The sequence below is a fragment of the Grimontia hollisae CIP 101886 genome (genome assembly GCF_000176515.1).
Classification (GTDB): domain Bacteria; phylum Pseudomonadota; class Gammaproteobacteria; order Enterobacterales; family Vibrionaceae; genus Enterovibrio; species Enterovibrio hollisae.
In genome coordinates this window covers 29,299-53,864 of sequence record NZ_ADAQ01000009.1, presented here as the reverse complement: position 1 = coordinate 53,864, position 24,566 = coordinate 29,299, and the positions used below count along the sequence as shown (strand labels likewise).

21 protein-coding genes, 6 tRNA genes and 1 pseudogene are annotated in these 24,566 nt (G+C 51.7%); 27 read left to right on the top strand and 1 reads right to left on the bottom strand.

Annotation, left to right across the window (positions count from 1 at the left end):
* Window positions 1-20 precede the first annotated feature (20 nt).
* From VHA_RS03530 to rpoS, 9 genes and pseudogenes are all read left to right on the top strand, one after another.
* On the top strand, window positions 21-656 hold the full coding sequence (locus tag VHA_RS03530; RefSeq protein ID WP_005501887.1) for a LysE/ArgO family amino acid transporter: 636 nt from the start codon (window positions 21-23) through the stop codon (window positions 654-656).
* A 191-nt stretch (window positions 657-847) separates the two neighbouring features.
* Window positions 848-1,120: a cell division protein FtsB gene (ftsB, locus tag VHA_RS03525; RefSeq protein ID WP_005501884.1), complete on the top strand. Its 273-nt coding sequence runs from the start codon at window positions 848-850 to the stop codon at window positions 1,118-1,120.
* Window positions 1,121-1,148: 28 nt separating this feature from the next.
* Entirely contained in the window at window positions 1,149-1,883 is a 735-nt protein-coding gene (gene ispD / locus VHA_RS03520; RefSeq protein ID WP_005501883.1) for a 2-C-methyl-D-erythritol 4-phosphate cytidylyltransferase, read from the top strand.
* A 16-nt stretch (window positions 1,884-1,899) separates the two neighbouring features.
* Window positions 1,900-2,385 (top strand): 2-C-methyl-D-erythritol 2,4-cyclodiphosphate synthase, encoded by a 486-nt coding sequence (ispF, locus tag VHA_RS03515; RefSeq protein WP_005501881.1) that lies wholly within the window; start codon window positions 1,900-1,902, stop codon window positions 2,383-2,385.
* Window positions 2,378-3,436 (top strand): tRNA pseudouridine(13) synthase TruD, encoded by a 1,059-nt coding sequence (gene truD, locus VHA_RS03510; RefSeq protein WP_005501879.1) that lies wholly within the window; start codon window positions 2,378-2,380, stop codon window positions 3,434-3,436. Before ispF ends, truD begins: the two co-directional genes overlap by 8 nt.
* A complete protein-coding gene (gene surE, locus VHA_RS03505; protein WP_005501877.1) occupies window positions 3,417-4,166 on the top strand; it encodes a 5'/3'-nucleotidase SurE in 750 nt (249 codons plus the stop codon). Before truD ends, surE begins: the two co-directional genes overlap by 20 nt.
* Window positions 4,167-4,176: 10 nt before the next feature.
* Entirely contained in the window at window positions 4,177-4,797 is a 621-nt protein-coding gene (locus tag VHA_RS03500; protein ID WP_005501875.1) for a protein-L-isoaspartate(D-aspartate) O-methyltransferase, read from the top strand.
* A gap of 10 nt (window positions 4,798-4,807) precedes the next feature.
* Window positions 4,808-5,776 (top strand): murein hydrolase activator NlpD, encoded by a 969-nt coding sequence (nlpD, locus tag VHA_RS03495; RefSeq protein WP_104439910.1) that lies wholly within the window; start codon window positions 4,808-4,810, stop codon window positions 5,774-5,776.
* Between the two features lie 54 nt (window positions 5,777-5,830).
* Window positions 5,831-6,812 (top strand): annotated as a pseudogene (gene rpoS / locus VHA_RS03490) (RNA polymerase sigma factor RpoS).
* A gap of 82 nt (window positions 6,813-6,894) precedes the next feature.
* Here rpoS and mutS read toward each other — a convergent pair.
* Complete coding sequence (gene mutS, locus VHA_RS03485) at window positions 6,895-9,432, bottom strand: DNA mismatch repair protein MutS (RefSeq protein WP_050778526.1); 2,538 nt, start codon at window positions 9,430-9,432, stop codon at window positions 6,895-6,897.
* Between the two features lie 150 nt (window positions 9,433-9,582).
* Here mutS and pncC point away from each other — a divergent pair, with 150 nt between their 5' ends.
* The 18 genes from pncC to VHA_RS03395 all read left to right on the top strand — a co-directional run bounded on the left by pncC (window position 9,583) and on the right by VHA_RS03395 (window position 24,554).
* On the top strand, window positions 9,583-10,080 hold the full coding sequence (pncC, locus tag VHA_RS03480; RefSeq protein ID WP_040528146.1) for a nicotinamide-nucleotide amidase: 498 nt from the start codon (window positions 9,583-9,585) through the stop codon (window positions 10,078-10,080).
* Window positions 10,081-10,190: 110 nt separating this feature from the next.
* Window positions 10,191-11,234, top strand: a complete 1,044-nt coding sequence (gene recA, locus VHA_RS03475) for a recombinase RecA (protein WP_005501867.1) — start codon at window positions 10,191-10,193, stop codon at window positions 11,232-11,234.
* The gene (locus VHA_RS03470; RefSeq protein WP_418251499.1) at window positions 11,210-11,683 is read left to right on the top strand and encodes a regulatory protein RecX; all 474 of its coding nucleotides are present in this window, start codon (window positions 11,210-11,212) and stop codon (window positions 11,681-11,683) included. The genes recA and VHA_RS03470 overlap by 25 nt, the downstream gene beginning before the upstream one ends.
* Before the next feature lie 155 nt (window positions 11,684-11,838).
* The gene (gene alaS, locus VHA_RS03465; RefSeq protein WP_005501865.1) at window positions 11,839-14,421 is read left to right on the top strand and encodes an alanine--tRNA ligase; all 2,583 of its coding nucleotides are present in this window, start codon (window positions 11,839-11,841) and stop codon (window positions 14,419-14,421) included.
* Window positions 14,422-14,903: 482 nt separating this feature from the next.
* Entirely contained in the window at window positions 14,904-15,101 is a 198-nt protein-coding gene (csrA, locus tag VHA_RS03460; protein WP_002537591.1) for a carbon storage regulator CsrA, read from the top strand.
* Window positions 15,102-15,381: 280 nt separating this feature from the next.
* Window positions 15,382-15,474 (top strand) — tRNA-Ser (locus VHA_RS03455).
* A gap of 12 nt (window positions 15,475-15,486) precedes the next feature.
* Window positions 15,487-15,563 (top strand) — tRNA-Arg (locus VHA_RS03450).
* Between the two features lie 47 nt (window positions 15,564-15,610).
* Window positions 15,611-15,687 (top strand) — tRNA-Arg (locus VHA_RS03445).
* Between the two features lie 10 nt (window positions 15,688-15,697).
* Window positions 15,698-15,790, top strand: a tRNA-Ser gene (locus VHA_RS03440).
* Window positions 15,791-15,806: 16 nt separating this feature from the next.
* A tRNA-Arg gene (locus VHA_RS03435) sits at window positions 15,807-15,883 on the top strand.
* A 45-nt stretch (window positions 15,884-15,928) separates the two neighbouring features.
* A tRNA-Arg gene (locus VHA_RS03430) sits at window positions 15,929-16,005 on the top strand.
* A 441-nt stretch (window positions 16,006-16,446) separates the two neighbouring features.
* On the top strand, window positions 16,447-16,695 hold the full coding sequence (locus VHA_RS03425; RefSeq protein ID WP_005501862.1) for an oxaloacetate decarboxylase subunit gamma: 249 nt from the start codon (window positions 16,447-16,449) through the stop codon (window positions 16,693-16,695).
* Between the two features lie 37 nt (window positions 16,696-16,732).
* Window positions 16,733-18,514, top strand: coding sequence for a sodium-extruding oxaloacetate decarboxylase subunit alpha (gene oadA, locus VHA_RS03420; protein WP_005501860.1), 1,782 nt, complete (start codon window positions 16,733-16,735; stop codon window positions 18,512-18,514).
* Between the two features lie 10 nt (window positions 18,515-18,524).
* Complete coding sequence (locus tag VHA_RS03415) at window positions 18,525-19,655, top strand: sodium ion-translocating decarboxylase subunit beta (RefSeq protein ID WP_005501858.1); 1,131 nt, start codon at window positions 18,525-18,527, stop codon at window positions 19,653-19,655.
* Window positions 19,656-19,759: 104 nt separating this feature from the next.
* Complete coding sequence (locus VHA_RS03410; protein WP_005501856.1) at window positions 19,760-20,695, top strand: NADP-dependent oxidoreductase; 936 nt, start codon at window positions 19,760-19,762, stop codon at window positions 20,693-20,695.
* The gene (locus tag VHA_RS03405; RefSeq protein ID WP_005501854.1) at window positions 20,695-21,282 is read left to right on the top strand and encodes a beta-phosphoglucomutase family hydrolase; all 588 of its coding nucleotides are present in this window, start codon (window positions 20,695-20,697) and stop codon (window positions 21,280-21,282) included. The genes VHA_RS03410 and VHA_RS03405 overlap by 1 nt, the downstream gene beginning before the upstream one ends.
* A complete protein-coding gene (locus VHA_RS03400; RefSeq protein WP_005501853.1) occupies window positions 21,269-21,700 on the top strand; it encodes a YqaA family protein in 432 nt (143 codons plus the stop codon). Before VHA_RS03405 ends, VHA_RS03400 begins: the two co-directional genes overlap by 14 nt.
* A 19-nt stretch (window positions 21,701-21,719) precedes the next feature.
* The gene (locus VHA_RS03395; RefSeq protein ID WP_005501852.1) at window positions 21,720-24,554 is read left to right on the top strand and encodes a M16 family metallopeptidase; all 2,835 of its coding nucleotides are present in this window, start codon (window positions 21,720-21,722) and stop codon (window positions 24,552-24,554) included.
* The last annotated feature ends 12 nt before the right edge of the window (window positions 24,555-24,566 follow it).

The window sequence follows — 24,566 nt, the reverse complement described above, 5'->3', positions numbered from 1 at the left end:
GAAAGTCATGAGACACGGCAATGAGTAGCACAGTATTACTGCAGGGATTTGGCTTGGGGCTCTCGATGATTATCCCGATCGGGGCGCAAAATACGTTTGTGCTTAATCAGGGAATCCGTCGTCATCACCACATTGCAACGGCAACACTCTGCTTTCTTTGCGATTTTGCCTTAATTGCCCTGGGAGTGTTTGGTGGTGGCGCAATGCTGGCGGATAACGAAACTCTGCTCAGTGTGGTGACGCTGGGGGGCATTGCCTTTCTCCTGACCTATGCATGGCAGTCATTGAAAAGCGCTTGGCGCACCGGGCCTGCCAAGGAACAGACACAAACAGGTAAAACCGGGAAAGGGCTGTTGGCGGTGTTGCTTGGTGCTGCGGCGGTGACCTTGCTCAATCCCCATGTTTATCTCGACACTGTGGTAGTGCTGGGGTCGATTGGTGGGCAGCTTGAATCCTCACAGCGTATGGCCTTTGCTGTGGGTACGATGCTGGCATCACTGGTCTGGTTTTATGGCATTGCCCTTGGCGCGGCGAAAATGTCTCCGTTTCTTTCCAGACCAAAGGTACAGAGGATCGTTGATCTGCTAGTGGCAGCCATGATGCTCTATGTGGCATACCTGTTGATGCAAAAATGGCTGGCAAGTCTTTCCATATAATATCCACCCCTTTGCCCATCAGTCGTACTGAGATTGTTTGCCTTGGGGGAATTCTTCGCCATACTTATCCCAATTCGTTGATCTGACACTGCCATTACTGGTGCGATAGTGACGAATGTGGGATTATTAGGTCTTCCTGCCCCCGTTATGGGCGAGGAAATGGTTTGTGTGGATAACGGAGGATGAATTCAATGCGAATGTTGACAGTGTTACTGTTCGTGTTGTTTGGATGGCTCCAATATCACCTTTGGTGGGGCAAAAACGGCGTCGAAGATTACTTCGCCGTGACAGCCGTTGCTGAGTCTGTGGCTCAGGCGAACGAAAAGCTTCACCAGCGCAACCAGCAAATGTATGCAGAAATTGCCGATCTCAAACGCGGGCAGGAAGCGATTGAAGAACGTGCCCGCAATGAACTGGGCATGATCAAACCGGGAGAAACCTTCTTTCGGATCGTCAGTGATTAATCCCTCTCGCCAAACTAAGTAGAGAAACATGAAAACCCCGGCCAGTGAACAAACGCTAAGCTTGCCGCAACCCGTCGTGCCTGACGTCGTTGCTATTGTCCCTGCGGCAGGGGTGGGTAAGCGCATGCGTGCTGACCTGCCCAAGCAATATCTCACTATTGGAGATAAAACCTTGCTCGAGCACACGGTGCATTACCTGCTTGAACATCCAAGAATTTCAAACGTGGTGATCGCGATTGGCGCTGAAGATGCCTATTTCCAATCCACATCCCTTGCCCATAACAAGCGGGTGGTGGTGACCACTGGCGGGCAAGAGCGTGCCGACTCTGTATTGGCGGGACTGAAAGCGACGGATGCACAATGGGTGATGGTGCATGATGCCGCCCGGCCCTGTGTCCGCCACAGCGATATTGATGCCCTGATTGACGCGGCAGCTACCCACACTCATGGTGCTATCCTTGCGGCTCCGGTACGTGACACCATGAAACGTAGCAGCCTTGATGGCAAGATTGAAACAACGGTGTGCCGTGACAACCTCTGGCACGCGCTGACACCACAAATGTTTTTGCGTGATCAGTTATTGGCCGCACTTGAAACGGCGCGGGATCAATCGCTGGCAGTGACTGATGAAGCCTCTGCGATTGAGCTTACCGGCGGGGCGCCCAAACTGGTGACAGGACATGCAGACAATATCAAGGTGACGCAGCCGGAAGATCTCGCGCTCGCCGCCTTTTTCCTGGCCCAACGCAAACGCGGCCAGTGAGACACGAGGAAGAACAATGATACGTATTGGGCACGGTTTTGACGTTCACAAATTTGGGGGCCAAGGCCCGGTGATTATTGGTGGCGTAAATGTGCCGTATGAACAGGGCCTGATTGCCCATTCGGATGGCGATGTTGCTTTGCATGCAGTCTGCGATGCCCTGTTGGGGGCGATTGCTGCCGGTGATATTGGCCGCCATTTCCCGGATACCGATGCTGAGTGGAAAGGGGCAGACAGCCGCCACCTGCTGCGTGATGTTTACGCCAAAGTGAAAGCCAAAGGCTATGTCATTGGTAACCTGGACGTCACGATCATGGCGCAGGCACCCAAGATGGCCCCCCATATTGATGCGATGTGTGCCGTGATCGCTGAGGATCTGGAAACGGATGTCAGCAACATTAACGTTAAAGCGACAACCACTGAACGACTGGGGTTCACCGGCCGCAAAGAAGGCATTGCCTGCGAAGCGGTGGTGATCATCCGTAAGGATTCCAATGAGTGATGTAATGAGTGCGTTGGCTTACCTGCACGGTAAGCCAACAGCAAAAGGCCGCCTTAAAGCCAGACCCGAACACTTTTTTGTCAGTGAAACACTGGGTTTCACCCCGGCTGGTCACGGCGAGCATTTCCTGGTGCGTATCCGCAAGGTGGGCGAAAACACCAAATATGTCGCCAACGAACTGGCGAAAGCCTGTGGTGTGAAATCCCGCGATGTGAGCTGGGCGGGACTGAAAGATCGCCACGCAGTGACAGAACAGTGGTTCAGCGTGCATCTTCCTGGGCAACCGGATCCGGATCTCTCGGAGTTTGTTGCAACTCACGAAGGCGTGGATGCTATTTTGGAAACCGCCCGTCACGATAAAAAACTGCGACCGGGCGATTTGACAGGGAACCGCTTTAAGCTGATGGTCACAGAATTTGATGGCGATGAGACGATTGAAGCGCGTCTGGCTGACATTCGTGACAAAGGTGTGCCCAACTACTTTGGCAGCCAGCGTTTTGGCCGCAACGGAAACAATGTGATATCCGCACGCGACTGGGGGCAGGACAAGTTCCGCGTCCGGGACAAGAGTAAACGCAGTTTCTACCTGTCTGCTGCACGATCTTACCTGTTCAACCAGGTGCTCTCTGCCCGGATCGAAAAAGCATTGTGTCATACCCCTATGAAGGGTGACCTGCTTGTTAATGGGCAGGAAGAAACATCGCTGGTGGAAGATATCGCCACAGCCCAGACATTGTTGGCGAGTAAGAACTGGCAAATCACCGGCCCGATGACCGGCGACAATGCGCTGCCGACACAGGGGGAAGCCCAAGCGTTTGAACAGGCCATCGTGGATATGGAGCCGCACCTGCTGGCTGTGATACGTGGCAACCGTATGCGCCATGAGCGCCGTGCTTTGCTGCTCTACCCGCAGGACATGCGCTGGCAACATGAAAGTGACACACTGAGCGTGGAATTTTCATTGCCGGCAGGCTGTTTTGCCACTGCCGTGATGCGTGAAGTCATAGAAGAGAATAATGAGGGAGAGACAGATGCACATTTTGATCAGTAACGATGATGGCGTCTTTGCCGACGGTATCAACGTGCTGGCAGAGGTGTTATCTGAGATTGCGACGGTGACTGTTGTTGCGCCCGACAGAAACCGCTCTGGTGCGTCTAACTCCCTGACGTTAGAAAACCCACTTCGCTTGCGTGAAGTGGGAGAAAACCGGTTTGCTGTTCAGGGCACACCGACTGACAGTGTTCATGTCGCCCTGAATGCGCTGGTGAAAGACAACGTGGATTTTGTCATTGCCGGGATCAATCACGGCGCCAATCTGGGCGATGATGTACTGTATTCCGGTACGGTGGCGGCGGCGACAGAAGGCTTTTTCATGGGCGTGCCTGCGATAGCGGTCTCCCTTTGTGGTAACACACATTTCCATACTGCTGCGCAGGTGGTAAAAAAAGTGGTACTGAATGACAAAGTGCAACCGTTGCCGCGTAACCGTCTGCTAAATATCAATGTGCCTGATGTGCCTTTGGAAGAGATCCAGGGCTGGCAGGTTACCAGGCTCGGTGCGCGTCATCGTGCGGAAGACATGATCGAAGATAAAGATCCGCGCGGCCATACTATTTATTGGATTGGACCTCCGGGGGCCAAGCAGGACGCCGGGCCGGGTACGGATTTTTATGCCATTGAGCATAATTGTGTCTCACTGACACCGCTTCAGATCGATCTGACAGCGCATGACACCATTGATACTTTGAACCACTGGGTAACACACGCAACGAAACAATAAGGTGATATTGGTGAATTACTCGCATTCACTTATTCAACAACTTCGACAACAGGGAATTTCAGATCAACGTGTACTGGATGCCATCGCACGCTTGCCCAGACACCTTTTTGTTTCTGAAGCTATGGCTCACCAGGCCTACGATAACAATGCGCTGCCCATCGGTTTTGGGCAAACCATTTCCCAGCCTTATATCGTTGCGAAAATGACTGAGCTTCTCAACCTCAGACACGACAGCCGTGTGTTGGAGATAGGAACGGGTTCAGGCTTCCAGACATGTGTACTGGCGCAACTGGTTGAGCATGTTTATTCCGTGGAGCGAATTAAGCAATTACAAATGGTTGCCAAGCGCCGTTTTAAGCAGTTTGAGCTCTACAACATCTCAACAAAACACGGTGACGGCTGGCAAGGATGGGCCAGTAAAGGACCTTTCGACGCCATTATTGTAACCGCCGCAGCCTCTAGTATGCCTCAGGCATTAATTGAACAGCTGGCGGACGGTGGATCTCTTATTGTGCCTGTTGGCGAGATAGAGCAAACGCTTTACCGGGTGACGCGTTGTGGTGATGACATTGAAACAACAGCCATTGAGGCGGTACGTTTTGTCCCTCTCGTCGCTGGTGATTTGGCATAGGTATCTTTCGGTGACAGTGGTTTCAATTCAGTTGAAAATTTTAGTTTTTCTCTCTGTCTTGGGGTTATTGTCTGCGTGCTCGATAACCAGCCCGGCGCCCGTTTCAAGCGTCGGGCCGGACTATGGCCAAATTAAGCGTGGAAGCTATCGTGGCAGTTACTATGAGGTGCAAAAGGGCGATACCTTGTATTATATCGCCTATATCACTGACCGGGATGTCAATGACATTATCTCCGCCAACAAACTGAGAGCACCCTATACTATCTTTCCAGGCCAGAAACTGAACCTGTGGCATGAAAAATACACCCCTCCCTCGTACGGGAAAAAAAACAGCGGTGGTGAGGGGGCCGCAGTAGCTGTCATAACGTCAACGGGCTCAGCAGCAACTGTTCCTGCCGCAGTGATAGCGAAACCGCCTGCTGTTTCAGGATCTTCTGCGGACGCTAAACCCAATAATCAAAAAATCGCTTCGAAAAATAAGTCGGGATCATCGTCTCAAAATAAGAAAAATGTTGAACAGCAAAAAGTGAAGGAGTACAGTCAGGATGTAACAAAAAATAAACCATCTGTTGATAAGTTGGTAATTAAGCCATCTACAACGTCACAGGAAATTAGTTGGCAATGGCCATCTAAAGGACGGGTTGTCTCTGGATTTTCCAGCTCAGAGCTGGGGAATAAAGGGATAGACATTGCAGGTAACCGCGGTCAAAGCGTGAATGCTTCTGCAGATGGGAAAGTGGTTTACGCGGGTAATGCGCTTCGAGGCTATGGCAATTTAATCATCATCAAACACAATGATGATTATTTGAGTGCTTATGCGCACAATGACCGTGTATTTGTTTCAGAACGTCAGAGTGTCAAGAAGGGGCAAAGAATAGCCTCAATGGGCAGCTCTGGTACAAACAGTGTCCGGTTGCACTTCGAGATTCGCTATAAAGGAAAATCGGTTAATCCGTTAAGGTATTTACCGAAACGGTAACCCGGGACAGATTTTGCTGTACTGTCTAGCTGCTACGCCAAATTGGGAGGCGCTATGAGTCAGAATAATACTGCAAAGAAAGTCGAAGACTTGGGTGTTGACGACGTTGACATGGAACAACTCGCCATTGAGTCGGAAGACGAAGTAGTTGAAGAGGTTGAAGAGTCGGTATCGTTTGCCACATCTACAAAGGCACTCGACGCGACACAACTCTATCTCAGTGAGATAGGCTACTCTCCTTTACTGACTGCAGAAGAGGAAGTGCTTTATGCACGCCGCGCGCTACGTGGTGATGAAGCAGCACGTAAACGCATGATAGAAAGTAACCTCCGTTTGGTGGTCAAGATTTCTCGGCGTTACTCAAACCGTGGACTGGCACTGTTAGACTTGGTTGAAGAAGGTAACCTTGGGCTTATCCGTGCAGTAGAGAAGTTTGACCCAGAGCGTGGTTTCCGCTTCTCTACCTACGCAACCTGGTGGATTCGCCAGACCATTGAACGTGCGATCATGAACCAGACGCGTACCATCCGTCTGCCTATCCACGTAGTGAAAGAGCTCAACGTCTATCTGCGTACTGCCCGTGAGCTGGCTCAAAAGCTGGATCATGAACCAACAGCAGAAGACATCGCCTTCCAACTCGACAAACCGGTTGAAGACGTTAACCGAATGCTGCGCCTGAATGAGCGTATCAGTTCGGTCGATAATCCGATTGGTGGGGATTCTGAGAAGGCGCTACTGGATATCATCCCGGATGAGAAAGAAGGCGGGCCAGAGAGAGAGTACAACTCAGGATGACGACATGAAAAAGTCGATTGTCCATTGGTTGCAGGAACTCAACCCGAAACAGCGTGAAGTGCTGGCACGTCGCTTTGGTCTTCTTGGTCATGAAGCATCTACGCTGGAAGATGTGGGCCGTGAAATCGGGTTGACCCGTGAGCGTGTTCGCCAGATTCAGGTCGAAGGTTTACGTCGCCTGCGCGATATGTTGACTCACCAGGGCCTGAGCATTGAGTCACTGTTCAATCAGGAGCACTAAAATTCTTTGATTTCTCCGTGTTGTGCTCATGAAAAAAGCCCCTGATGGGGCTTTTCTGTTTATTACGACAAGTTTTTAAGTATTACAGCAAAGCTTTGAGTCGGTATAAGGCATCCAGTGCCTGGCGCGGTGTCAGGTTGTCCGGCTCCAGGTCTGCCAAAGCTTTCTCGGCTTCACTGAGCTCCGGCAACAGAGAAAGCTGTGCTGCCACTTGGTGTGATGTTGTATGCTCACCGGTCACAACTTCATGACCGCTGGCTTCCAGTTGGCGAAGCTTGGTTTTTGCCCGTTGGATCACGGCTTTAGGTACGCCGGCGAGGCCTGCGACGGCAAGGCCGTAAGATTTGCTGGCGGCCCCTTCCTGCACGGCGTGCATAAACGCAATTTCATCACCGTGCTCAACTGCATCCAGATGGACGTTCACCAATCCCGGTACCTGACCTGCCAACTCAGTCAGCTCAAAGTAGTGGGTGGCAAACAGCGTCATGGCCTTGAGCTTTTCCGCCAGCCATTCGGCGCTGGCCCATGCCAGCGACAGACCATCATAAGTGCTGGTTCCACGGCCAATTTCATCCATCAACACCAGGCTGTTTTCCGTGGCATTGTGGAGAATATTGGCCGTTTCTGTCATTTCAACCATGAACGTTGAACGGCCGGACGCCAGATCGTCTGATGCACCTATACGGGTAAAGATGCGATCTACCGGTCCCATAGTGGCGGACTCCGCCGGCACATACGAACCGATGTGGGCCATCAGTGTGATCAGAGCAGTCTGGCGCATGTACGTTGATTTACCGCCCATGTTGGGGCCGGTGATGATCAACATGCGGCGATCGGGGTGCAGCGCGGTTGGGTTGGCAATAAATGGCGCATCCATGACTTGCTCAACCACAGGGTGACGGCCTCCAGCGATATCAATGCCCCGTGTTTCTGTGAGCGTTGGGCGGCAGTAATTCAGTGACTCCGCGCGCTCTGCCAGGTTTGCTAACACATCGAGGGTGGAAAGGGCGTCAGCCGCAAGCTGGAGCTTTTCAAGGTGTGGCAACAATTGGTCGAACAGCTCTTCCCACAGTTTTTTCTCCAGTGCCAGTGCTTTCGACTTGGAGTTCAGTACTTTATCTTCGTGCTCTTTGAGCTCAGGGATGATGTAACGTTCGGCGTTTTTCAGGGTCTGGCGGCGCACATAATAAGGCGGCACCAAATGGCTTTGGCCCCGGCTGACCTGAATGTAGAAACCGTGTACCTGATTGAAGCCTACCTTCAGGGTGTCGATGTCATGGCGATCGCGTTCCCGCGCCTCAAGCTCTTCCAGATAGCGGGTCGCACCGTCAGCAAGGTCACGCCATTCGTCCAGTTCTGCGTTGTAGCCCGGTGCAATCACGCCGCCATCGCGGATGACGACTGGTGGTGCTTCAACAATCGCACGCTCCAAAAGCTCGGCAAGCTCAGGCATGGGGGCCGATGCCGTTTTCAGTGGCGTAATGGCGCTGTCCTGTACCTCTTCTAACAGGCTTTCAATTTCCGGTAATTGTTGCAGCGCACCGCGAAGCCTTGCCATGTCACGGGGACGGGCAGAGCGGATAGCCAGCCTGCCAAGGATACGTTCCATATCGCCGACTGGGCGAAGGGCGGCGGCTAAATCGACATAGAGGCCGGTATCTTTCAGTGCGGTGATGGCATCCAGCCGGCGGTTGACGATTTTGAAGTCGCGCATTGGTTGGTGCAGCCAACGCTTCAGCAGACGGCTCCCCATAGGTGTGGTCGTTCTGTCGAGCACGGAGGCGAGGGTGTTTTCCAATCCGCCGGAAAGATTCTGGGTCAGTTCCAGATTACGACGGGTTGCCGCATCCAGAATCACGGATTGATCTTTGTTTTCCTTCACCAGAGAGCGAATATGGGGCAGGGACGTACGCTGTGTGTCTTTAACATATTGCATCAGACAGCCAGCCGCAGCGAGGCCCAACGCACATTCCTCAACGCCGAATCCCACCAGATCACGGGTGCCAAACTGCTGGTTAAGTTGCTGCTTGGCGGTTTCAAGATCAAATTCCCAGATCGGACGGCGACGGCTGCCTTTGCACGTTTCAGTCAGTGCTGGAAAAGCGAAATTTTCTGGATATAACAGTTCTGCCGGACGGGTACGCTGAAGCTCTGCCTGCATCTCTTCTTCGGTAGCAGGCTCACAGAGCAGAAAGCGGCCGGATGTGATATCCAGGGTGGCATAACCAAAGCGTTCGCCATGGGCGAAGATGGCGGCAATCAGGTTATCAACACGCTCGCTCAGAAGCGCCTCGTCAGACACGGTACCCGGGGTAACAATCCGGACAACCTGGCGCTCAACGGGCCCCTTGCTGGTGGCCGGATCGCCGATTTGTTCACAAATCGCCACGGATTCTCCGAGCTGAACCAGACGGGCAAGGTATCCTTCTACAGAATGATACGGAACCCCTGCCATTGGGATAGGTTCCCCGGCAGAAGCACCGCGTTTGGTCAGTGATATATCAAGCAGTTGGGATGCGCGTTTGGCGTCATCATAAAACAGCTCGTAAAAATCACCCATGCGATAGAATAAAAGTTCTTCGGGATGCTGCGCCTTGATCTTCAAGTATTGCTGCATCATCGGTGTGTGATTTGCTGTCGCTTGTGCTGTCACTGTCTGGCCTGCAAAATTACAAAGATATAGAGAAGGCAACAAGGATACGTGAATCGCGGCGAACGGGTAAAGTACCGATATCGCGATGACGGAAAAATAGCCGTAATGAGGAAAAGCATGGAACAGTTAGTGAAAATAGCCACGCAAATTGGTGACCGGTTAAAAGCGAACAACCAGACAGTGACGACCGCAGAGTCCTGCACCGGCGGTGGTATTTCTTATGTGTTAACGGAAGTGGCGGGGAGCTCCGCCTGGTTTGAACGTGCTTTTGTGACCTACAGCAATGATGCCAAGCAAGAGCTGGTGGGTGTGGCTACAGACACCTTGGCAAAACACGGCGCTGTCAGTGAAGACGTGGCCGCTGAGATGGCGTTAGGGGCCATGAAAGCGGCGAATGCCGATTTTGGTCTGGCAGTCAGTGGCATTGCGGGCCCGACCGGAGGCAGTGAGGAAAAGCCGGTGGGCATGGTTTGTTTTGGCTGGGCAACCCGAAAGGGGACTGTGACCGAAACCTGCCTGTTTGAGGGGGACAGGCATGAAATTCGTCGCAATACCATTGCACACAGTTTGTGTCGTTTACTGGCTTACCTGGATAGTGAAAAAACAGAGCTGTGACACGAAAAGCAAAGAAAAAGTTTATACAGGGCTAGACACTGTATAAATGGACAGTATACTTAACAGCAATTCACAGTTATCAGCGATTATTGCTTCCGTTGGAGAATCAAATGGACGACAACAAACAGAAGGCGTTAGCCGCAGCCCTGGGTCAGATCGAAAAACAATTCGGTAAAGGTTCGATCATGCGTCTGGGTGATGACCGCACCATGGACATCGAAACCGTTTCGACCGGCTCACTGTCTCTGGACATCGCACTGGGCGCGGGTGGTCTGCCATATGGCCGTATTGTTGAAATCTATGGCCCTGAGTCTTCCGGTAAAACCACGCTGACACTGCAAGTGATTGCGGAAGCGCAAAAGCAAGGCAAAACCTGTGCATTTATCGACGCCGAGCACGCGCTGGATCCTATCTACGCGCGCAAGCTGAACGTTGATATCGATAACCTGTTGGTATCCCAGCCAGATACCGGTGAGCAGGCACTGGAAATTGCTGATGCCCTGACACGTTCGGGGGCGGTTGACGTCATCATCATCGACTCTGTAGCAGCATTGACGCCGAAAGCGGAAATTGAAGGTGAAATGGGCGATTCGCATATGGGTTTGCAAGCACGTATGTTGTCCCAGGCGATGCGTAAGCTGACTGCGAACATTAAAAACAGCAACACCCTGATGATCTTTATCAACCAGATTCGGATGAAGATTGGTGTGATGTTTGGCAACCCTGAAACTACAACCGGTGGTAATGCCCTGAAATTCTATGCGTCTGTTCGCCTTGATATCCGCCGCATTGGCTCTATCAAAGAAGGCGACGAAGTGGTGGGTAACGACACCCGTGTGAAAGTAGTGAAGAACAAAATTGCGGCGCCATTCAAACAGGCGGAGTTCCAAATTCTGTACGGCGAAGGCATCAACCTTTACGGTGAGTTGATTGACTTGGGTGTGAAACACAAACTGGTTGAGAAAGCGGGTGCATGGTACAGCTACAACGGTGAAAAGATAGGCCAGGGTAAAGCGAACGCGTGTAAGTTCCTGAAAGAAAATCCGGAAATTGCCAAAGAGTTGGATAAAACCCTGCGTGATATGTTGCTGCAAAACGGTCAGCCACAAGCAGAAAACAAGGATGCAGAATTGCCAGAAGAGGAAGCATTCTGAATTTAACTGCCAAAGAATTAGCGGTGGGCATGTTGTCCCGCCGCGATCATTCTGAGCTGGAACTGCGCCAGAAACTGGCGCAGCGACAGTGCTCACCTGAAGACATTGACGCTGCGATAGAACATTGTCTTGCCCATACCTGGCTGGATGATAAACGTTTTGCGGAAATGCTACTGCGCCACGGTGCCTCTAAAGGGCATGGCTGGCAACGCATCTGCTTTGATGCCAAGAGAAAAGGCATCAGTGTCGCCTTGCTGGAAGCCGCTCAGGAAAACCAACAACACGATTGGTTTGAATTAGCCAAAGATCTCGCCTATCGCCGTTTTGGCAATTTAGATGGCACCTTACCAAAAGTGGATGTCAAACAGCGCGCTAGGTGGACCCGCTACCTGCAAAGCCGCGGATTCAGTTTCGATCAGATCAATTATGCCCTCTCTAATGAAGGCTGAAACCCTGTCGTTGCAGGCATAGTCTGCGATCTATCTTGTTTCTACCTCTTTTCGCCATGGGTCAGGTTGTTTACAATGACCGCCAATTGACGCTGATCACGTCGCTTATTCGGCGACGCAGTGATTACTACAACTCCATTTTTCAGGATTAGCCAATGTACATGAGCACCGACGAGATCCGCCGTGCGTTTCTCGAATTCTTTGAAAGCAAAGGGCACGCTATTGTGTCTAGCTCATCGCTCGTGCCTGCCAACGACCCAACGCTGTTGTTCACAAACGCAGGTATGAACCAGTTTAAAGATTGCTTCCTAGGCCTAGAAAAACGCGCCTACACCCGAGCAACAACCGCACAGCGCTGTGTCCGTGCGGGTGGTAAGCACAACGACCTGGAAAACGTAGGCTTCACTGCCCGTCACCACACTTTCTTTGAAATGCTGGGTAACTTCAGCTTTGGTGATTACTTTAAAGAAGATGCCATTTCCTTTGCTTGGGAATTTCTGACTGAAGTGCTCAAGTTGCCAAAGGAACGCCTGATGGTGACTGTGTACGAAACCGATGATGAAGCGTTTGCCCTTTGGAACGAGAAAATTGGCATCCCGGCAGACCGTATTGTTCGCATTGGTGACAAGAAAGGTGGCAAACCTTACGAGTCAGACAACTTCTGGCAGATGGGGGACACCGGTCCTTGTGGTCCTTGCACTGAGATTTTCTACGATCATGGCGATCACATCTGGGGTGGTCCTCCGGGTTCACCAGAAGAAGACGGCGATCGTTTCATCGAAATCTGGAACAACGTATTCATGCAGTACAACCGTCATGCTGATGGCACGATGGAACCACTGCCTAAACCATCAGTTGATACCGGTATGGGTATTGAGCGTATTGCTGCCATTATGCAGGGCGTTCACTCAAACTATGAAATTGATGTTTTCCAGACCCTGATCAAATCCGCGGCGGAAGTGATTGGTTATGACGATCTGTCCAACCAGTCTTTGCGTGTTGTGGCTGACCACATCCGTTCGTGTGCATTCCTGATTGTTGATGGCGTGATGCCTTCAAACGAAGGCCGTGGTTATGTGCTTCGTCGTATTATCCGCCGTGCCGTGCGTCACGGTAATAAGCTGGGTGCAACCGGTGCCTTCTTCTACAAACTGGTTGGGCCTTTGGCTGAGGTGATGGGTTCTGCCGGTGAAGAGCTGAAAAAGCAGCAAGCTGTGGTTGAGAAAGTGCTGAAGATTGAAGAAGAAAACTTCGGTCGCACACTGGATCGCGGCATGGCAATCCTGAATGACGCACTGGAAGCGCTGGACGGCAAGGTGCTGGACGGCGAAACCGTCTTCAAACTGTATGACACTTACGGCTTCCCGGCTGACCTGACCAATGATGTCGCGCGTGAGCGTGGTTTTTCTATTGATGAGGAAGGCTTCGAGGCTGCAATGGAAGCGCAGCGCCAGCGTGCCCGCGAGGCGGGCCAGTTCGGTACCGACTATAACGCAGTGATTAAAGTGGACGGTGAGTCAGCGTTTACCGGTTACGGCGCGACGGAAGGCGAGGGCCTGATCACCAATATCTTTGTTGATGGCATGGCGTCTGAAGCGCTGGCAACCGCAGACGAAGCGGTGATTATTCTCGACCAGACACCATTCTATGCCGAATCAGGTGGCCAGTGCGGTGACACAGGCTTCCTCGTTACAGAAGCAGGCAAGTTCGAAGTTATCGATACCCAGAAATATGGGGCTGCCATTGGCCACCGCGGTAAACTGGTCGACGGTACGCTAAGCGTTGGTGACACTGTTGATGCGAAAGTGGATGCTGAGCGTCGTCAAGCGATTGCCCTGAACCACTCGGCGACGCACTTGCTTCATGAAGCACTGCGTGTTGTATTGGGTGAACACGTACAGCAGAAAGGCTCACTGGTTCGTGCAGAAGGCCTGCGTTTTGACTTCTCTCACCTTGAAGCAGTGAAACCGGAAGAACTTCGCGCGGTTGAGAAACTGGTGAACGAACATATTCGCCGTAATCATGAAGTGTCGACCGAAATCATGAACATCGAAGCGGCGAAAGCCAAAGGTGCCATGGCCCTGTTTGGTGAAAAGTATGACGACAACGTGCGCGTACTGACCATGGGCGATTTCTCGATTGAGCTTTGTGGCGGTACTCACGCCAACCGTACCGGTGATATCGGCATGCTGAAGATCGTTTCTGAAGGCGGTATTGCGGCAGGCGTACGCCGTATTGAAGCTGTTACTGGCCAAGGCGCGGAAGAAGCCTTCTACAGCCAGCAGCAAGAGTTTGCGAAGAAAGTGTCTGAATCGCAAAACCGTGCCAGATTGTTGGAGAAAGAAATCCAGCTCCTGAAAGAGAAACTGGCGGCTCAGGAAAGCGCAAACCTGATCAATAACGTTGAGGAAATCAATGGCATCAAAGTGTTGATCAGTAAACTGGACGGTGCCGACAGCAAAGCACTGCGTACCATGGTTGATGACCTGAAAAACCAGATGGGCAGCGGTGTGGTATTCCTTGCTAATGTGGCGGATGACAAAGTTGGCCTGATTGCAGGTGTGACCAAAGACCTGACGGGTAAAGTGAAGGCCGGTGAACTGGTTAACATGGTGGCCCAACAAGTGGGTGGTAAAGGGGGCGGTCGTCCTGATATGGCTCAGGCCGGAGGCTCTGATGTGGCTGCGCTGCCTGCGGCTTTGGCATCTGTGTCACCATGGCTGGCGGAGCGTTTGTAACTGCTTTTTCAACCCAAAAATTCACTGTAAAAAAAGGCTTCCTCTGGAAGCCTTTTTTTTATCTAATACAACACATAGTTTATTAATTGCACTTTTATTTTAACGCTGTATAGTGCATCGCCTTAATGTAAGTATGGCTATCAATTTTCAACCATACGATGCGATTTTTTGCGCCGGTAGGATGAACTTCTCCTGCTTCGCAGCATCTGACAACGTGATCTTCTGGGCACAGGGGTCACAATGTCTGGATTCGATAGTGGAAATCTCATTGGTTAACTGGAGTTAGCCAGTGAAATGGGCCATATTGTTATGCCAGACAGGCACACGAAACTTACTGGTGCCTGCAACGGATGCTCGCCAGGAAGGAAAGTAGTTGAACGTCCATCTCGGGGCTTATGCTGCCGTGTGAGTTAATCTCGTGCAGTAAAAAGACCAAACAGACTCAACTAGAAGAAAGTTGTAAATACTCAAGGAGTAGAAGAATGCTGATTTTGACTCGTCGCGTCGGCGAAACGCTGATGATTGGTGATGAAGTGACTGTGACTGTGCTGGGCGTAAAAGGCAATCAGGTACGTATCGGTGTAAACGCGCCTAAAGAAGTGTCTGTTCACCGTGAAGAAATCTATATGCGTATACAGGCAGAGAAAGGCAACCCAGCACCCACTGGTGGTAACTTCTAAGCACTGTGTAAGATGTTTTCAGAAAGGCCAGAGTTGTACTCGGCCTTTTCTTCTTTTTATAGCCGATAAAAAACCGATAGCATTAATCTCGCTTTTCTTGCCAGTGGTCAGATAGACCAAGTTTGCTCATGTCGTTCATTTAAAATGCAATTGGCGGTAATTTTGTCCGCTTAAACTGTGAGGTGGCGGAGAAGTGTGCAAACGCAACGGGATTGCCGGTTTTTCCCGATAAAATGTTTGACATATTCTTGGCTCAAAGTAATATGTGCCTCCGCAAGACGGTGAGGTGGCCGAGAGGCTGAAGGCGCTCCCCTGCTAAGGGAGTATACGGTTTGTAGCCGTATCGAGGGTTCGAATCCCTCCTTCACCGCCATTCTTGCATTGCGCGTCCGTAGCTCAGCTGGATAGAGTACCTGGCTACGAACCAGGCGGTCGGAGGTTCGAATCCTCCCGGACGCGCCATATTTTTGTTTTTTGGCAAATGCCGGAAAATAAGCCCGAATTGTTGTGCGCTCGTAGCTCAGCTGGATAGAGTACCTGGCTACGAACCAGGCGGTCGGAGGTTCGAATCCTCCCGAGCGCGCCATGATTTGTGCGGTGAGGTGGCCGAGAGGCTGAAGGCGCTCCCCTGCTAAGGGAGTATACGGTTTGTAGCCGTATCGAGGGTTCGAATCCCTCCTTCACCGCCATTTGTAAGTACGTTGCGCGCTCGTAGCTCAGCTGGATAGAGTACCTGGCTACGAACCAGGCGGTCGGAGGTTCGAATCCTCCCGAGCGCGCCATCTTCACCTTTACCTTGATTGATACCAGTGTCAATCAATGCCTGCGCGTCCGTAGCTCAGCTGGATAGAGTACCTGGCTACGAACCAGGCGGTCGGAGGTTCGAATCCTCCCGGACGCGCCATTATCCTCTTTTGCATTTTTATTTCATCTTTTCGACTAACTCTCCATTGTCTCAAAAAGCTGACTTAGCGTAGCATTCTCTCGTTTCTGCATTTTCGCTGGTTTTCGACCGAACTTTGTCCCATTACACTGAAAAACGAGATTAATTGCATGAAAACCTGCGGTTTTATGTGATGATCTTTCTGCAACAAGAATAGCGCCTATTTACCACTCCGCTTTTAACAGTGCAGCAACAATTTCGCGTCTTTATTGCGTTAGAGGCCGAAAATGGAACAAATGATGAGAACAGCAGGATTGTCATCATTGCTTTTTGTTAGTATTTTGACCAACAACTTAACTGAGTAAGTAAATTCTCCACAAAATGTAACACACCATTTTGTGGGAATGTGTTTGGCTGCCCGGTGTTTGGAAGACAGGGCAGCATCAGCAGGGAAATACGCATATGGATTTGGGTAGTACACTCCAACACGCTGCCACACTTATGCTGACAGGCATGGTGGTGGTTTTCGTTTTTCTTACTATTTTGGTTGGTCTGGTCAAACTGATGTCCCGTTTGATCCCCGAAGAGTTGCCGCCGCAGGCAACCGCCACCACGCCCCCCCCTTCAAGTAACAATCATGGCCAGATATCCGGGGAAACCATTGCCGCTATTTCAGCTGCTGTTCATAAATATCGTAATCGTCAGCGCTAGCTGATGCGAAACATACAATTACAAGGAGTTTTGTCGTATGTCTAAGCCACTTGCTATTACAGACGTTGTCTTGCGTGATGCTCATCAATCGCTGTTTGCGACCCGCATGCGTCTGGACGATATGTTACCGATAGCCGCTGAGTTAGATGATGTCGGTTACTGGTCATTGGAAACCTGGGGTGGGGCGACGTTTGACGCCTGTATCCGTTTTCTGGGCGAAGATCCCTGGGTTCGTTTGCGTGAACTGAAAAAGGCAATGCCCAAAACCCCAATGCAAATGTTACTTCGCGGCCAAAACCTGTTGGGTTATCGCCATTACGCGGATGACGTGGTGGAGAAGTTTGTTGAGCGTGCACACGCCAATGGTATGGATGTCTTCCGTATCTTTGATGCAATGAATGACGTGAGAAACTTTGAAAAGGCGGTGAAATCGGCGGTGGATATCGGCGCTCACGCACAGGGTACGCTCTCATATACCACCAGCCCTTACCACACGATTGACACCTGGACCGATTTGGCGAAACGCCTGGAAGATTTGGGCTGTCATTCCCTGTGTATTAAAGACATGTCTGGCCTGCTTAAGCCTTACGAAGCTGAAGAGCTGATCAAGCGTATCAAAGCCTCTTGTGATATCCCTCTTGCGCTGCATTGCCATGCGACGACCGGTCTTTCTACGGCAACTGCGGTGAAGGCCATTGAAGCGGGTCTGGATGTGCTGGACACGGCGATTTCATCCATGAGCCAGACGTATGGGCATACCCCGACTGAAACTGTGGTTGCCATGCTGCAGGGCACCGAGCGTGACACAGGGCTTCAACTTGAGAAGATTGAACCTATCGCAGCTTACTTCCGTGAAGTCCGTAAAAAGTACGCCAAATTTGAAGGTCAGCTGAAAGGCGTGGATTCTCGTATCCTGATTGCCCAGGTGCCGGGTGGCATGCTGACCAACATGGAAGGCCAACTGAAAGAGCAAGGCGCTGCGGATCGCCTCGATGAAGTGCTGGAAGAAATCCCACGCGTTCGCGAAGATCTGGGATATATCCCATTGGTCACACCGACTTCCCAAATCGTGGGCACCCAGGCGGTGATCAACGTACTGACCGGCGAGCGCTATAAGAGCATTACCAAAGAAACCGCAGGTGTGCTGAAAGGCGAATACGGCGCGGCACCGGCGACTGTGAACACAGCGCTTCAGGCGCGTGTGCTGGATGGTGGTGAAGCGATTACCTGCCGCCCTGCTGATTTGCTTGAGCCAGAGCTTCATATTCTGACTGAGGAACTGATTGCAAAATCCAAAGCCGAAGGCATTTTACTGGCTGAAGCACAGGTTGATGATGTACTGACGTATTCCCTGTTCCCACAGGTTGGCCTCAAGTTCCTGAAGAACCGCGGCAACCCGGATGCGTTTGAACCTGCGCCGGGTACTGAGCCTGAGGTCGCGCCAGCAACTGCACCGACACCGGCCAGCGGTACAGAGGCTTACAGCGTTCAGGTGAACGGTCAGGTGTATGATGTGGTTGTTGGCCCGCAAGGTGAACTGACATCGGTTACACCAGCAGCGGCTGCACCAACGGCGGCGCCCGCCCCGGCACCTACTGCCGGCAATTCTGAGGCCGTAGCTGCCCCTTTGGCGGGCAATATTTTCAAAGTCGTCGCGAAACAAGGTCATCAGGTTCAGGAAGGTGATGTGCTGCTTATTCTGGAAGCGATGAAGATGGAAACAGAAGTTCGTGCAACCCGTGCCGGGATTGTGCAGGACGTGATGGTGAAAGAGGGTGATTCTGTCACTGTTGGCTCACCGCTGCTGAGTCTGGCGTAAGAGGGAAAACATGGAAGGTTTGTTGATCCTCTGGAGTGAAACAGGTCTGGCTAACTTTGACTTTGGCCAATTGGTGATGATCACTGTAGGTTGTATCCTGTTATTTCTTGCCATCCGCAAGGGTTTTGAGCCCTTGCTGCTATTGCCAATCGGCTTTGGTGCTATCCTCGCGAACATTCCAAACGCCGGCTTTACCGAGCCGGGTGGAGTGCTGTACTACATCTACTACGTTGGCATTGAGTCAGGCATCTTCCCGCTGCTGATTTTCATGGGTGTCGGTGCGATGACTGACTTTGGCGCGCTTATCGCCAACCCCAGAACCTTGTGGTTAGGAGCCGCTGCGCAGTTTGGTATTTTTGCCACTTTGTTTGGTGCGATTTTGCTGAATCTGGTGCCGGGAATGGAGTTTACCCTGGCGGATGCGGCCTCTATCGCTATTATTGGGGGCGCAGATGGCCCAACCGCTATCTTTCTGGCCAGTCGCCTGTCGCCGGATTTGCTCGGTGCAATTGCGGTGGCAGCCTACAGCTATATGGCATTGGTGCCGATTATCCAGCCGCCTATCATGAAGCTGCTGACCAACGAGGAAGAGCGCAAGATTGAAATGCAGCAGTTGCGCCATGTCTCGAAGACAGAAAAAATTATCTTCCCATTGGCTGTGCTGATGATGGCGATTTTGTTCCTGCCATCAGCCACTCCGTTGGTGGGTATGTTCTGTCTGGGTAACCTGATGCGTGAGTGTGGTGTGGTTGACCGTCTGTCGAACACAGCACAAAACGAATTGATTAATATCGTCACCATCTTTCTTGGGCTGGCGGTGGGCTCGAAGCTGAAGGCAGATGCATTTCTGCAGTTTGAAACCCTCGGCATTCTGGTGCTGGGGGCGGTGGCATTCAGTATCGGTACGGCGGCAGGTGTTTTAATGGCGAAGCTTTTGAACAAGTACAGCAAAGATAACATCAACCCACTGATTGGTGCGGCAGGTGTGTCAGCCGTACCGATGGCAGCGCGGGTCGTGAACAAGGTGGGGCTGGATTCGAACCCCCACAACTTCCTGCTGATGCATGCGATGGGGCCCAATGTGGCCGGTGTGCTGGGCTCGGCAGTTGCAGCCGGCGTTCTGCTCGCACTGGTTGGCTAGACCCAAATAGCACATTCATCCAAATAATAAGGCGGAAGGCATTGAGTCTTCCGCTTTTTTTATTAACACTGGACGCTAACGCTGGCGTAGAAAAGGATGAAACCATGCCCCAGAACCTTCAACTTGTGATCACTGCTTTCGGTGAACCTGACACCCTCAAACTGCAAAAATCCGACATCCCAACCCCATCCGAAGGCGAGGTACTGGTGAAAGTGGCCTTTGCTGGGGTCAATCCGATAGATGCCAAAACCCGTGCAGGACTTGGCTGGGGCGCTGAAAAAATTAAGGACAACCTGCCTTGGACACCCGGGTTCGATGCCGCCGGTGTCGTGGTTCATGACAGTGGTATATTCAAAGCGGGCGATCGTGTTGTCGGGCGCATTGTGGAAGGGGGCGGCTATGGTCAGTACCTTTGTGCACCGGCGGATGCACTCTCTTTGATTCCGGAAGAGGTCACTCTGGAGCAAGCCTGCACATTGCCCGTGGCGGGATTGACTGCGCTTCAGGCGCTGGAACAAGTGAATGCTGGAAAAGGCGATAAAATACTGATCCTTGCCGGGGCAGGCGGTGTGGGACACATTGCCATCCAGCTCGCCAAGGCAAAGGGCGCTGACGTTTACGCCAGCTGTTCTGAAAAAAACCTCGCCTTTGTGGAATCCTTGGGTGCCAAGGCACTGGATTACGCCAAGGCACCCGTGGAAGAGCAGGTTCAGGATGTTGATGTACTGATCGATCTGATGGGGGGTGATGTCGGTGAAGCGGCATTGGCTGCCGTTAAAATGGGCGGGCGGGTTGTCACCGTGCCGACGATAACGGCTCCACGTATCATCGAGGTGGCGGAAAAACGGGGCATTGATGCCCTGGGCATGCTGGTTGAACCGAATACGGCGCAGCTGGATGCGTTGCTGAATGCTATTTCTGATAACATGCTTAATATTGAAATCAGTCAGATTTATCCGCTTGAGCAGGGTGTTCAGGCGCACATTGCTATCCAGAGCGGCAGGACCCGTGGAAAAATGTTGTTGGAGATCCCCCAGTAATGAGTCGTTACGATCACTATGATGCCTTGATTTTCGATTTGGATGGCACCTTGCTGGATTCGATGCCGGCGCATTTTGCAGCATGGCAACAAACAGCGGCAGACTTTGGCTTTTCAGTTGACGAAAGCTGGTATCACACCCGTGGCGGCAGTCCGACACTCCTGACAGCAAAAGCGCTGGTGGAAACACTGAAGCTGGATGTTGATCCACAGGCGCTGGCCGACAGAAAGTTACAGCATTTTGCGGGATTGATGGAAGAGCATCTCGACGTGTTGCCTTTTGCTGCGGTCGCCCGTCGCTATGCCGGGAAAAAGCCCATGGCAGTAGGTACTGGGACATTAACCAATATCGCTGTCAGGATGCTGGAAAAGTCCCAGCTTCTTCCCTTGTTTGACTATGTTGTGGGTGCAGATCAGGTCGCTGCCCACAAACCGGCGCCGGATACCTTTCTTCGTTGTGCGACGCTTTTGAATGTGTCACCGGAAAAATGTCTGGTATTTGAAGATGCGCAATTTGGCATTGATGCCGCCGCATCAGCCGGGATGGATGTCATTGATGTCAGGGTGACAGACATTGGATTGGATTAACGGGGAGTCTGCACTTTGGGTGTTGTTTTCCACCGGTTTTCTGAGTGCAACCTTATTGCCCGGTGGTTCTGAGGCTAATCTGGTTTACTTGCTGAAACAGCGCGAATTTGGCGTCGGCATTCTGGTACTTGTTGCCACCCTTGGCAATACGCTCGGGGGAATGACCAATTACTGGATTGGCCGTGTGATCCCTGCGCGAACCCTTGAACAAAAACATGGTCAAAAAGCCATTAACTGGCTTCAGCGCTACGGGTACTGGACACTGCTGCTCAGTTGGCTACCAGTGATTGGCGATCCGCTTTGCCTTGCGGCAGGATGGCTGAGACTCAAACAACGTTGGTGCTGGATCCTGATTGCGACCGGTAAGGCACTGAGATATTTGATCCTGTCGCTGATCACCCGGGGCATTTTGTATTAACTACCGAAAAGGACAGTGTGTGCGTTACTTAATCCTTTCTGCAGCCCTGCTTGGGCTGTCGGGATGTGGCATTTACCAGACATCAACAGATGCGGCACTTCCCGAAGGCATCACCTTTGTTGAAGAACAAAAGCAAGCAGGCGGTGATGTTCCTGCCATTCCTTATCAGAAATACCAGCTTGATAACGGCCTGACGGTTGTTCTCCACCCAGATCATTCTGATCCCTTGGTGCACGTTGATGTCACCTACCATGTTGGATCTGCCCGGGAAGAGCCGGGTAAGTCTGGATTCGCCCATTTCTTTGAACACATGATGTTCCAGGGCTCCAAGCACGTTGGGGATCAGCAGCATTTTAAAACTGTCACCGAGTCCGGCGGCAGTGTAAATGGCGCCACTAACCGGGATCGTACCAATTATTACCAGACGGTGCCGGCCAATGAGCTCGAAAAAATGCTGTGGCTGGAATCGGATCGTATGGGCTTTTTGCTTGAAGCCGTTTCGCAGCGCAAGTTCGAAATTCAGCGTGATACAGTAAAAAATGAACGGGCACAGAGTGTCGAAAACCGCCCTTATGGATTGGTGCATGAAACGCTGGCGGCCGCCCTTTATCCCCCTACCCATCCCTACAGTTGGTCAACCATTGGTTATGTCGAGGATCTCAACCGGGTTGATGTTAACGATCTGAAAGCCTTCTTTCTTCGCTGGTATGGGCCTAACAACGCGACACTGACCATTGGTGGTGATATCGACATCGACCAGACGCTGGCGTGGGTGAAAAAGTACTTTGGCGATATTCCTCGGGGGCCGGAGGTGAAAGCGGCCGAGAAGTGGCCGGTGACCATTGATGTCGACCGCTTTGTGACGTTGGAAGACAAGATCCGCCAACCGATGCTGATGATGAGCTGGCCGACCGAGTACCCTGGTGCAGAATCACAGGTTGCACTCGACATGTTGGGCTCTGTGCTGGGGCAGGGGAGAAACAGCCTTCTGTATCAGGATTTGGTTAAACCGGGAAAAGCACTCAGTGCCAGTGCCTATCAGGATTGTGCTGAGCTTGCCTGTAACTTCCAGCTTTATGTATTGGGCAACCAGGGACAAAGCCTGAAAGCGCTTCGCGAAGACGTGATGAAAGTGCTGGATTCGCTCAAGGTGCGCGGCATTAAAGAGGACGATCTGGCGCAAGTGAAAGGCAGCGCAGAAGCCAGCGCTGTGTTCGGCTTGCAGAGTGTTCAGGGTAAGGTTTCACAGCTTGCCTCCAATGAAACCTTCTATGGTGATCCTGACCGTCTTGGCAGCTGGCTGGCTGAACTGGATGCGGTGACGACCCAGGATGTAGAAGCGGCATTTAAACGCTTTATATGGCACCAACCTTCGGTGAATGTGTCTGTTGTCCCCGTCGGTAATACCGCATTGGAAGCTGCGCCCCAGAATTTTACGGCTGTCAGGGTGAAACAGGTTGCTGGCGGGAGTGAAAAAACACCGATGCGTTACACGCCGGAGACCATTGATCGCAGTGTGCCACCATCCCCGAATGGTGCGGTTAGTGTCAATGTGCCTGAGCTCTATCAGGCTACCCTGGAAAATGGCATTGAAATCACCGGGTCAGAATCCAAGGAAACCCCAACGGTCACGGTACATTTGGTACTACAGGCAGGTAGCCTGATGGAGCCGGAAGGGAAGAATGGCCTGGCGTCACTCACTGCGGACTTGTTGGCAGAAGGTACCACCAACCGTACCAGTGAGGAGATCGCAGCAGAACTTGATCGCCTCGGTTCCAGTATCAGCGTTACCGCGTCTTCCAGAAACACCATCGTCAGTGTTTCTTCCCTGACAAAACATCTCAGAGAGACTCTGGTACTTGCTGGGGATATGCTGTTTAACCCTAAATTCAGTGAAACCGATTTTGACCGTTTGAAAAAGCAGTCACTGGAAGGCATCCAGTTTAGTCACCAAACACCACAATGGCTAGCTGGGCAGGCAAGGCGCGAAGTGCTCTATGCTGACCCTTGGCATGCTCTGCCTTCTGAAGGAACAAAAGAAACACTGAGTCAGTTGACACTGGACGATGTGAAGCAGTTTTATGCTGCGCATTACACGCCGGACAACGCACGCCTGATTGCGGTTGGCGACATTGACAGGCAAACCTTACTGGCAAAACTCAATGGACTTCGTTTATGGCAGGGCAGTAAAGCGACTGAGCCTGCGCGTGTAAAACCCAAGCGCTATTCGCAATCGCAAATCTGGTTGGTGGATAAACCCGGGGCACCGCAAAGTGTGGTGCAAATGGTACGTCATGCCATGCCCTATGACGCTACCGGGGAAATGTTCCAGACCCAGTTAGCTAACTTTAACCTGGCGGGCAATTTCAATTCGCGCCTGAATCTCAACTTACGGGAAGACAAGGGCTACACTTACGGAGCGGGTGGCTACGTTGTGGGAGATCAGGATCATGGTCGTGTTGTCTACCAGACGCAAGTACGTGCTGACAGCACGGTAGATGCGGTGCGGGAAATGCAAAATGAATTGCGCACGATGGCAGAAAGTGGCATGACAGATGACGAGCTGGCATTCTTGCGTCTCGCGGCTGGGCAAAAAGATGCGCTAAGCTATGAAACACCTGGGGATAAAGCCGGTCTTATTGACAACATGTTGCGTTATCAACTGCCGCCAGATTATAAGGCGCAGCAGAAAAAAATCATTGAGACGGTGAGCAAAGACACCCTCAATAAACTGGCTGCCAAATGGTTTAGGCCTGAAGACTATCAGATCATTATTGTGGGTGATGCGGCATCGCTTGAGCCGGCATTATCGACACTGGGACTGCCCGTAAAACGTTTAGTGATTGAGAATTAAACACTAAATTGT